The sequence below is a fragment of the Streptomyces phyllanthi genome, from assembly GCF_009377205.1.
In the GTDB taxonomy this organism is placed as follows: Bacteria; Actinomycetota; Actinomycetes; order Streptomycetales; family Streptomycetaceae; genus Streptomyces; species Streptomyces phyllanthi.
The window spans coordinates 26,789-37,338 of sequence record NZ_VJZE01000036.1; the positions used below are offsets into that span (position 1 = coordinate 26,789).

Sequence of the window (10,550 nt, forward strand, 5' to 3'; positions counted from 1 at the left end):
CTCCGCGCCGACTGTAATGACTCCCCAGAACCTTCTCGACCCCGGCTTCGAGCTGACGCTCCGCCCCATGCGCTACCCCGACTTCTACGAGCGCTACCGGGACGCCATCAAGAACACCTGGACCGTGGAGGAGGTCGACCTCCACTCGGACGTCGCCGACCTCGCGAAGCTGTCCGAGGGCGAGCAGCACATGATCGGCCGCCTGGTCGCGTTCTTCGCGACGGGCGACTCGATCGTGGCGAACAACCTCGTGCTGACGCTGTACAAGCACATCAACTCCCCCGAGGCGCGGCTGTACCTGTCGCGGCAGCTCTTCGAGGAAGCGGTCCACGTCCAGTTCTATCTGACGCTCCTGGACACCTACCTGCCCGACCCGGAGGACCGTGCCGCCGCCTTCGCGGCCGTCGAGAGCATCCCCTCCATCCGTGAGAAGGCCGAGTTCTGCTTCCGGTGGATGGACTCGGTGGAGAAGCTGGACCGGCTGGAGACGAAGGCCGACCGCCGCCGCTTCCTGCTCAACCTGATCTGCTTCGCCGCCTGTATCGAGGGGCTGTTCTTCTACGGCGCCTTCGCGTACGTCTACTGGTTCCGCAGCCGGGGCCTCCTGCACGGCCTGGCCACCGGCACCAACTGGGTGTTCCGCGACGAGACGATGCACATGAGCTTCGCCTTCGACGTCGTGGACACCGTCCGCAAGGAGGAGCCGGAGCTCTTCGACGACGAGCTCCAGCGGCAGGTGACCGACATGCTGCGGGAGGCCGTCGAGGCCGAGCTGCAGTTCGCGCGCGACCTGTGCGGTGACGGCCTCCCGGGGATGAACACCGACTCGATGCGGCAGTACCTGGAGTGCGTCGCCGACCAGCGTCTGACACGGCTCGGCTTCGCCCCGGTGTACGGCTCCGAGAACCCCTTCTCCTTCATGGAGCTCCAGGGGGTTCAGGAGCTGACCAACTTCTTCGAGCGGCGGTCCTCGGCGTACCAGGTCGCCGTGGAGGGTTCGGTGGGCTTCGACGAGGACTTCTGATCCTTCGTCCCCCGCCGCTGCTCGTCCCGCAGCTTCTCCCTCTGTTCGGCCTCCCTGAGCTGACGGTCGATGCGCCGCTCGCGCACCGCTCCGATCAGCGCGGGGAGGACGACCAGGGCGAGGATGCCGAGGACGGTCAGCGTTGCCAGGAGGGCTTCCATGCGCGTCTTATCCATGGACACCACTGTCGCGCCGGATGCTCCTTACCGTGAGTGGCAGGACTGCCGTAGGACCTCGATTTCCTGCCAAGCCTGCGGCACACTGACGGCATGCTCCAGAACGTGGCCGTCGCCCTGCTCGACGGTGTGAACCCCTTCGAACTCGGTGTCGTGTGCGAGGTCTTCGGCATCGACCGCAGTGACGACGGACTGCCGGTGTACGACTTCGCGGTGGCCTCGGCGGAGGGGCCGACGCTCAACGCGCACGGCGTCGGGTTCACGGTCTCGACGCCGTACGGCCTGGAACGGCTGGAGGAGGCCGACCTGATCGCCGTGCCCGCCGGGCAGGGCTTTGTCGAGCGGGACTACCCGGCCGAACTTCTCGACGCGCTGCGCCGGGCCGTGGACCGCGGGGCCCGTGTGCTGAGCGTGTGCTCCGGGGTCTTCGTACTGGGCGCGGCCGGGCTGCTGGACGGGCGGCGCTGCGCGGTGCACTGGCGGCACGCGGAGGAGCTGGCCCGGCAGTACCCGCGGGCGATCGTCGAGCCCGATGTGCTGTACGTGGACGAGGACCCGGTGATCACCTCGGCCGGTACCGCCGCCGGGATCGACGCCTGCCTCCATCTGGTCCGCAAGGAGCAGGGCCCGGCGGTCGCCAACGCCATCGCCCGCCGCATGGTGGTGCCCCCGCACCGGGACGGCGGACAGGCCCAGTACGTCCAGCGGCCGCTGCCGCGCTCGCGGTGCGACACGGTCGGCGAGGTCCTGGTGTGGATGGACGAGCACCTCGACGAGGAGATGACCGTGGACCGGCTCGCCGCCCGCGCGCACATGTCGCCGCGCACGTTCGCCCGCCGCTTCCAGCAGGAGACCGGCACCACGCCCTACCGCTGGATCCTGGGGCAACGTGTGCTGCTGGCCCAGCGGTTGCTGGAGGCGACGGACGAGACGATGGACGCGATCGCGAGCCGCACCGGCTTCGGTGCGGCGGCCGCGCTGCGCCATCAGTTCGTACGGTCGCTGGGGACGACCCCGCAGGCGTACCGCCGCACGTTCAGGGGCCCGCAGGACGACCCGCGCGCCGCCTGAACGTGCGGCGACAGGCGTGAGGTCACGGCTCCGGCCCGGAGTTCACCTCGGCACGGCCTTCAGCAGCAGCCGCTTCGGCCGCAGCGTGATGCCGAACCGCATCGAGGTGTCGGACTGGGGCACGTGCTCGAAGCGCCACTTCGGGATCAGCGTCGCCAGGATGACGGCGAGTTCGGCCAGCGAGAAGTGGTTCCCGGGACACTTGCGGTTGCCGGCACCGAACGGGACCATCGCGTACTTCGGGATGTCCTGGGCACGTTCCGGCTCCCAGCGGTCCGGGTCGAACTCGAGGTGCCGCTCGTACGTCCGCGGATCGCGCTGGATCGCCAGCGGGCTGTAGACGATGTCCGCACCGGCCGGAATGCGATACCCGCCGAGTTCGGTTTCCGCCACCGACCGCCGGGTCAGAATCCACACCGCCGGGCGTATGCGAAGCGCTTCGGTGATGACATTCCTCGTGTGGGTCAGCTTCTCGAGGTCGCCGAAAGTGACGTTACGGTCACCCACGACGGATTCGACCTCTTTGCTCATCCTGTCCGCGTGTTCCGGGTGATCTGCGAGCAACTGCAAGATCCACATGAGCTGGGCTCCCACGGTTTCGCTGCCCGGCGTCAGAATTGCGATGACCTGGTCATGGACCTCCTGATGGCTGACGGGTTCGCCGTTCTCGTCCGTGGCCTCCAGCAAAGCCGTCAGCAAATCGTCGGGCCTGTCCGTGGCGGCACGGCGTTCGGCGATGATCTCGTCGGCGAGCCGGTGCAGTTCGGCCAGTGCGCGGTCGAATTGGCGGTTGGCCGGAAACGGCAGCCGGTAGAGCGGGCCGAAGGAAAGGATCATCCGCCGGTACATACCGCCGAACACCGTGGCGAGCGCGGTACTCAGCCGTTCCGCCAGTTCGTCGATGTTCTCGACCTGGTGGAAACAGCGGGCCGTGACGCGCACGCCGGTACGGAACGCCTCGCGCGTGACGTCCACCGTCTGCCCGGGGGTCAGGCGCTCGGCGAGGTCACGTGCCTCCTCGACCATCACGGTCTCGTACTCGTGGATCCTGTCGTTGCGGAACGAGGGCTGGATCGTCTGCCGCTGGCGCCGGTGCGAAGCGCCGTTGGTGTTCGCGACCCCCTTGCCGAGCAGCACCTCCAGGGTGTCCCACAGCGGGCCCCCGATCTCGTACTCGGGGCGTGTGACCAGGGAGCCGGTGAGCTCCGGCGCCGTGACGGCGTACAGCGTCCTGGGGCCCAGCCGGAGCCGGACGACGTCCCCGTGGTCGCGCATCCGGGACAGGAGCGCGAGCGGGTCACGGACCAGCTTCCCGGCGTGGCCGAGACCGGGGACACCGCCCCCGGCGAGGGGTGGATCGGGCAGTTCGCGTACGCGGGGTTCCTCGGGCTGTACAGACTCGACGGTCATTTCTCACCTGCCGTTTCGTTGTTGACGTACGGGGGCGTGGACCGGTCGTCCCAGCTGTCGACCATGTAACGGCCTGACTCGTGGTGGAACCAGTAGACGGAACTGAACCAGTTCCGCATATTGCCGACGCAGGCTCGTACGGCATCTCCGAGTTTTTTGCCGCGTACTGTGCCGTCTTCGAGCGAGTCGGCGAACCGTAATGCCTCCTTTTCGACGGAGAGGAATTCGAGGACGCATTGCTCGACGCGTCGCCGGACTTCCCTGATGGCCTCTTCGAGCGTCAGCCCCTCATGCCGGACGAGACTTATCCCGAGATTGTGCACCTCATTGCCCGCCAATTCCTTCGGAAGCGAGCAGAGGTCGTTGTACCACGCGGCGAATTCCTGGCTCAGCAGCGCCGCCCGCCTGTATGCCGGGTGTTTCCGTACGGCAGTTGGCAGTTCCTGTCCCGCGCTGGGCTCCAGGAGGTCGGACCATATCCAGTGCGCGAAGGTGAGGCGCCGCAGTTCGAGGTATTCCTCGACCTTCGGGACGATTCCGTTCGTACGGTTGTGGAACTCCCGGTCGTATGCCTCGATCACCGCGTGGAAGTGCCTGGCGAAGCGGGCGTTCCACCTTCTGCCCAGGAACGAGTACAGCCGCACCATGCTGTCGGCGAGCCCCGCGACCAGGGGGTCCGGGTGGTGCAGATGGTCCCGTGGGGAGTCCAGGGCCCAGTGGAGCCGGCTCCTGAGCCGGCGCCAGGCGGCGGGCCGGCCGTGCACGACATCGCGGTCGTGGCGGTCGTCCCAGACGAAGAACCACGCGCTGTAGTCCGCTATCGCCTGGAGAACCTCGTCCGGGGCGCCCAGGTAGTAGCCCGCCATGAGGTCGGTGTAGCAAAGGTCGTCGGCATATTCCTCCACCTTGTCGGTCGGCATCAGATGCTTTTCCAGCAGCCAGGACCTGGTCCTCTCCTGGAGCCGGGGCCAATACGGATGGAGTCGCCGGGGAAACGCAGCCTCGATCACCGGTAGAGACAGTGTCGGTGGGATCGCGGCCGCTGTGGTGGTCGATGAGGTGCTGTGTGAGAAAACAGGCACGAACAAACCCCTCTCAGCCGCCCTGTGACACACACCCCTCCCGCCGTGCCGGGCGTGCGCCGTCGTGCATCCCCGCACTTCCATTCAGCACCACAACTGACCGTGCTGGGAATGGATTTGCTCCGCTCACTACCCCCTGACGCCGATACTCACCCCGCCCGACCGGTTTTTCGATCACCTGAGGCGCATACGGGCCCGCCTGTGCGGCGGACAGACGAACGGCGCCCGGCCGGCGGGAAAACCGGCCGGGCGCCGCCCGGGAGAGAGGCGCTCACGCCCCGCACGCACTCCGCATACGCCCCGACTGCTGTGACCCGCTCAGTCGTTCGGGACCACGGGGTACCGCGGCTCGTTCTCGGCCATCTGCCGCAGCGCGTCCTTGCGCTCGCGCTTGGAGAGCCGGTCGATGTAGAGGTAGCCGTAGAGGTGGTCGGTCTCGTGCTGAAGACAGCGCGCGAAGTAGCCGGTGCCCCTCACCTTGATCGGGTTGCCCTTCTCGTCCTGCCCGGTGACCTCGGCGTAGTCGGGGCGGGCGAGCGGCGCGTACGCGGTCGGCACCGAGAGGCAGCCCTCGTTGCTGTCGTCCAGGCGGCGCTTGTCGGCGGGCAGATCGACGAGCCTGGGGTTGCAGACCACGCCGACGTGCCGGGTGCCCCCGTCGTCCATGCAGTCGTAGACGAAGACCTTCAGGTCGACGCCGATCTGGTTGGCGGCCAGGCCGACGCCCTCGGCGGTGCGCTGGCTGGCGAACATGTCGTCGACCAGCTTCGCGAGCTCGTCGTCGAACTCGGTGACGTCCTTGCACTCCTTGTGCAGCACCGGGTTCCCGACGACGGTGATCGGACGCGAGGTGCCGCGCTCGCGGTACGCCTGCTCGCGCTCCTCGCAGTCCTCGGAGTCGATGACGAAGCCCTCGTCGTCCACGGGGAGCACGCCCGCGTGCTGCTGATCGGTGTCCTGCTGCGCCATGACCGACGTATGCCTTCCTGGGTTCTCAAGAAAAGATGCGGATACAGCCTACGGGCGCCGCGCCCCGTCAGGGGCGCAGCCCTCAGGGGCGCGGGGAACTGCGCGAGCGACCACACACGACCCGCGCCCGGGAACCGACCGAAGTCACAACCGCGCTCAGCAGACCTCTTCAAGATCCCGCCAGTCCCGGGAATCGGGACTGTCCGCAACCCACCCGTCCAGCAACCCCCGAACCAGCGAAGCCGGCGCGGCGATCCCGCACTCACGCTCCGGCGCCCACAGCTGCCCGTCCGTACGGTGCCCGAGCGGCCCCGGATGCCCGGGCTCACTGTGGTCGTGCGGGTCGAGATGATCACCGTCGCCCTCGTCCGACGGCATCCGGGACTCCGAACACAGCCGGCACAGCAGCCGCACCGAGGACGACCAGTCCTCGGCGGCGAAACCGGCGTCGGCGGCGAGCTGCTCCAGCGCGTCCCGGTCGTCCTCGGTCGCGGCCTCCAGCAGGACCACCCATGTGGGCACCGGCGAGGGCGCCCACAGCTCGATCTCGTCGAACACCGGGAACGCGTGCCCTGCGGCCGTGGTCCGCTCGCCGTGCGGCACCCCGTCGTGCAGGACGACCTCGCCCCAGCGGCGCCCCGAGGACGGCAGCGGGATGGAGAGCACCTCGATCCGGGCGGGGTCCAGCCTGCGCCCCCACACGACCTCGGCCTCGCCCTCCGGTGACAGGCGCACGGCCGCGCTGCCCAGGTCCATGCCCACCGGTTCCCCTGAGGCACCGGGACCACCGGGTACGCGCAGCCCGTACGCCTGCCAGGCCCGCCGGGCCAGCGGCCAGTCCTGCAGGGCGGTGGCGGCGATGCCGACGTTCCACCAGTCGGGCGCCCCGGTCTCCCGGTCGAGCAGCGCGACGGCCCTGAGGCCCGCGGCCCGCGCCTGCTCCCAGTCGTGCCGGAACTTGTGCAGCAGCGCGAGGTTGAACCAGGACTCGGACAGCCAGGGCTCCAGGTCCGCGGCACGTGTCAGCAGCGCGCCCGCGTCCTCGTACCGCCCGTCGCCGATCAGCGTGAACGCGCGGTCGGTGGCCTGCCGCCAGGAGGCGGAGGGCCGGTGCCGTCCCTTGCCGAAGATCCTCACGATTCCCGCCTGCCAGTTCCGTCGGGTGGGCTGGCCTGTGCCCCCTGACACCCTCTTCCTCGCATCCAACCACGTACGGCTGGAAGGGCGCTCATTACCCATGGGTTACCCAGCCGGGACCCGGGTCAGACCGCCGTCCGTCCTCCACCACCCTTGACACGGAGTGCCGCCGGGGCCGAGTCCCCGGGGGGAACGCCCGACGTCACCGCCCTCTGGTTCAGCAGTACCCGGGCCAGCGACTCGACCACCTCGGGCTGGTAGTCACGGGCCGTTCCCAGCCTCAGCTCCTCCAGGGCCTTCAGCGGCCCGCCCGGCCCGGCCTCGCGCGCCTTCTCCTCGTACGCGTTCACGGCCCGTACGATCCGCGCGCTCACCGGCTGCTCCCGGTACGGGTCCGCCTGCCGCTCCACCACGACCGCGACCCGGGCGTCCACCCCGGTCTGGCGGACGACGGCACCGCCGAGCAGGGCGATCCTCCGCTGCTCCTCGGCGGGCAGGACGGCGGTGGCCCCGGACGGTACCGGGTCGACCAGGGAGAGCTGCCCGATGTCGTGCATCAGGGCCGCGTACTCCAGCACGGTCAGCTCCGGCTCGGACAGGCCCAGCTCCCGTCCGACCGCCCGGCTGAGCTCGGCCACGCGCCGGGCGTGCCCCGCGGGGGTGTAGCCGGCGATCTCGGTGGCGCGGGCGAGGGAGGCGATGGTCTGCCGGTAGGTGGTGCGCACGGCCGCGTACCGCCGGAAGGCGAGCTGGGTGAGCAGCAGCGGCAGCGAGAACACGGGCAGCGCCCACAGGCCGACGACGGCCACCGCAAGGGACATCACCACGCCGGTGGCGCACACCGCGGACCCGATGCCGAGCAGGGCCCGCAGCTCGTCCCGCAGCAGCGGCCCGAACGGCCAGCCGGTCCGCGCACGGGCCAGTACCGCGGCGAGCACGGCGTCGCACAGCGTGGTGAGGACGAGCAGCGCGACGAGCAGCAGTACGTACGGGGGCCCGCTCCACTCCGCCAACGCGCCCCTGTTGTACAGGGGTTGGAAGCAGACGGCGGCGAAGGCGACGGTGAGGAGGCGCCGCGCGAGATGGTCGGCGGTGGATCCGCGCCCCCGGGCCACATGCGGTACGCACCCGACGAGCGCGGCCGCCATGACCACGGTGACGGCCTGGGCCACACCGTGCCGGGTGGGCTCCCCGCCGTTCGCCCCGAGCAGCGCGTACGCGAGCGCCCCGGCCGCCCCGAGCGGTGCCGACTCCCGCTCCTCGGCGCCGCGCCACCGGGCGAGCTCGCCCGCGACGACGAGCACTCCGAAGGCGAGGGCCGGCCCGCGTTCGTCGAGGCCGTACCAGAGGGTGTGGGCGAGTGCGGCGACGGCGGTGAGGGCGGCGCAGCCGTGGACGAGGACGACGGACGGGTGCCTCACGATCCGGCCTCCGCGCGCGCCGGCGCGCCCTGCGGCGGGACGTTTCCGCTCTGGCCCGGGGCGTCGGCCGTGACCGCGGGACGCCAGCCGTGCCGTTCCAGGGCCCGGACGAACGCCTGGACCATCACGGGGTCGAAGTGGGTTCCCGCGCACCGCTCCAGTTCCTCCACCGCGGTCGCGACGGGCCGGGCGCGCCCGTAGGAGCGGGTCGACGTCATCGCGTCGAAGGCGTCGGCGACCGCCACGACCCGTGCGCACTCGGGGATCTGATGGCCTGCCAGTCCGTAGGGGTACCCGCTGCCGTCCATCCGTTCGTGGTGGTGCAGGATCGCCGCCCGGGCCTCCCCGAGGAAACCGATCCCGCGCACCATCTCGTGCCCGTACTCGGGATGCAGTTCGATGACCCGGCGCTCCTCGGGGGTCAGCGGACCGTTTTTGCGCAACAGCCGTGTGGGTACGCCGAGTTTGCCCACGTCGTGCAGGATCCCGGCGAAGCGGAGGACCTCGACCCGCTCGTCGTCCATGCCCAGTTCCCGGGCGATCATCATCGACGCCTGGCCCACTCGCTCGCTGTGCCCGCGCGTGTACCCGTCCTTGATGTCGACGGCCTGCACCAGCGCGCGGATGGTGGCCTGGTGCGCCGCCCGCTCCCGGTGGTACTGCGCGAACACCCAGCCGGACACGTACATCGGCAGCAGGACGAGCAGCGCGGCGAGCGGCCCGTGGTGGCTGTGCCACAGCACCGCCATCATCAGCCCGGCGAGTCCGTGCACGGCGACGGGCGCGATCGACCTGGGAAAGAGCCCGCGCCAGGCGTTGCGCACGGGCACCCGCTCGGCCAGTGCGAGGATCCCGCCGTCGAGGAGGGTCAGTACGGCGCACAGGACCAGGACGGCGGCCCCGGCGGGCGCCAGCGCGTACGGGAAGTCGTGCGTGACGACGGTGTCCTCGCCGCCGAGCGCCCGGTGCGTCCGGGACGCCGCCCAGACGGCGACGGCGAGCCGGGCCGCCCGCCACACGCGCCGCAGCCCGCGCGGCCGCCGCTCGGCGCGCGCGAGCAGTGCCCCCGGCACAGCCACCAGCGCGGCGGCCGCAGGAGACAGCAGGAAGGCCCCGGCGAGCAGCAGCGGACTGTGCCATCCGAGGGGACACCCACCGGATCCCTCGTAGGTGCCGATGTCCCTGGGGGCTCGGCGCCCCGGGAAACGGCACCGGGTGATCTGCTCGCACCCGGCGTACAGCGCCGCAAGCAGGCCCACCGCCCCCCAGGGACCGCGAAGGTCCGGGAGGGGGGCGAGGCAGGCCAGAGCAGCCATGACGACACAGGCGACATACCCGCGTGCCCATGCCGGAACGGACCCCATGGTGTTCCTCCCCTTTTTTCCGGCTCCGGAGCCTAGGGCGGCTCCTGGGGCACAGGGGAGGCTATGGACGGAATCCGCGGGTCCTCGTGGCGCGGATTACCCCGTTCGGGTGAGCAGGCGCTTCGGTACTCGTATGTTCACTCGGTTCGTGTATGGCTGAACGGCCCTACAGCCGTACGGCCGTTCAGCGCGGCACGTCCGAGGCGAGCACCTTGCTCAGCTGTTCCACGGTGGCCGGCGACTCGCGCTGGAACGCGGCGAGGTCCAGGCCGTCGTCGCCCTTGACGGTGAGCAGGGCACGGTCGCCGACGGCCACGACGATGACATGCCCGGAGCCGCAGCGGGCCACCACCTCGCGGAGCGCTCCGACGCCCGCGGTGTCGGCCATGCGGCGGCCGACACCGAGGGTCGCGGCGGCGAGCGCGGCGACGGACTCGGGGTGGACCGTGTCGGTGTCCGCCACCACGAGCAGGCCGTCCACCGTGGACAGGACGCTCTCCGAGACTCCCATCACCCGGTCACGCAGCGAGGCCAGAATGCCGGTCAGGGAGTCGGGCGGTGGGGTTTCGGTCATATGTACGTGCTCCTCGGTCCGGGCATATGCGGTGCTGGTATGGTCCATGACAAGTCCACGGAGTCAGTCGGACTCCGGCAGAGCCCGCAGCGCTCGGTGGACGCGCCGCAGCGTTTCGAGGGACGGCGCGTCAGCGGCCAGTTCCTCGGCCGACAGCATCGACAGCGGAGCGGGCGGGGGCGCGGGCGGATCCCCGTCGGTGTTCACGGCGTCCTGCCGACCGCTCCCCGAGGACGGCGCGGCACCGCGTCGGGGCAGCGGCCGTCGTGTCGGTAAGGGTTTCCGGACCAGTGAGGATCCGGGGCGGGCATCCGACGTGGGG

11 protein-coding genes are annotated in these 10,550 nt (G+C 70.4%); 2 read left to right on the plus strand and 9 right to left on the minus strand.

The window, feature by feature from the left end; translation table 11 throughout:
- Positions 1–16: 16 nt before the first annotated feature.
- Positions 17–1,024, plus strand: coding sequence for a ribonucleotide-diphosphate reductase subunit beta (locus FNH04_RS08230; RefSeq protein WP_152781846.1), 1,008 nt, complete (start codon positions 17–19; stop codon positions 1,022–1,024).
- Here the strand turns inward: FNH04_RS08230 and FNH04_RS08235 are convergent.
- Positions 937–1,200, minus strand: a complete 264-nt coding sequence (locus FNH04_RS08235; RefSeq protein ID WP_194236600.1) for a pilus assembly FimT family protein — start codon at positions 1,198–1,200, stop codon at positions 937–939. The genes FNH04_RS08230 and FNH04_RS08235 overlap by 88 nt on opposite strands.
- A gap of 93 nt (positions 1,201–1,293) precedes the next feature.
- Between FNH04_RS08235 and FNH04_RS08240 the strand changes: the two genes are divergently transcribed.
- The gene (locus tag FNH04_RS08240; protein ID WP_152781848.1) at positions 1,294–2,271 is read left to right on the plus strand and encodes a helix-turn-helix domain-containing protein; all 978 of its coding nucleotides are present in this window, start codon (positions 1,294–1,296) and stop codon (positions 2,269–2,271) included.
- Between the two features lie 42 nt (positions 2,272–2,313).
- On the opposite strand, the gene FNH04_RS08245 is transcribed toward FNH04_RS08240, so the two are convergent.
- From FNH04_RS08245 to FNH04_RS47450, 8 genes are all read right to left on the minus strand, one after another.
- On the minus strand, positions 2,314–3,681 hold the full coding sequence (locus FNH04_RS08245; RefSeq protein ID WP_152781850.1) for a bifunctional albaflavenone monooxygenase/terpene synthase: 1,368 nt from the start codon (positions 3,679–3,681) through the stop codon (positions 2,314–2,316).
- A complete protein-coding gene (gene cyc1 / locus FNH04_RS08250) occupies positions 3,678–4,763 on the minus strand; it encodes an epi-isozizaene synthase (RefSeq protein ID WP_322722754.1) in 1,086 nt (361 codons plus the stop codon). Before cyc1 ends, FNH04_RS08245 begins: the two co-directional genes overlap by 4 nt.
- A 318-nt stretch (positions 4,764–5,081) precedes the next feature.
- Complete coding sequence (gene def, locus FNH04_RS08255; RefSeq protein WP_152781852.1) at positions 5,082–5,732, minus strand: peptide deformylase; 651 nt, start codon at positions 5,730–5,732, stop codon at positions 5,082–5,084.
- Positions 5,733–5,888: 156 nt separating this feature from the next.
- Positions 5,889–6,869 carry a tetratricopeptide repeat protein gene (locus FNH04_RS08260; protein ID WP_322722753.1) on the minus strand — a complete coding sequence of 327 codons (981 nt, stop codon included), beginning with the start codon at positions 6,867–6,869 and terminating at the stop codon, positions 5,889–5,891.
- Positions 6,870–6,994: 125 nt separating this feature from the next.
- The gene (locus tag FNH04_RS08265; RefSeq protein ID WP_322722755.1) at positions 6,995–8,293 is read right to left on the minus strand and encodes an HD-GYP domain-containing protein; all 1,299 of its coding nucleotides are present in this window, start codon (positions 8,291–8,293) and stop codon (positions 6,995–6,997) included.
- Positions 8,287–9,654 carry an HD-GYP domain-containing protein gene (locus tag FNH04_RS08270; protein ID WP_152781856.1) on the minus strand — a complete coding sequence of 456 codons (1,368 nt, stop codon included), beginning with the start codon at positions 9,652–9,654 and terminating at the stop codon, positions 8,287–8,289. Before FNH04_RS08270 ends, FNH04_RS08265 begins: the two co-directional genes overlap by 7 nt.
- Positions 9,655–9,838: 184 nt before the next feature.
- Positions 9,839–10,228 carry a roadblock/LC7 domain-containing protein gene (locus FNH04_RS08275; RefSeq protein ID WP_152781858.1) on the minus strand — a complete coding sequence of 130 codons (390 nt, stop codon included), beginning with the start codon at positions 10,226–10,228 and terminating at the stop codon, positions 9,839–9,841.
- Between the two features lie 63 nt (positions 10,229–10,291).
- Positions 10,292–10,550: hypothetical protein (locus FNH04_RS47450; RefSeq protein ID WP_228031223.1), on the minus strand; the 259-nt coding region annotated here is incomplete at its 5' end.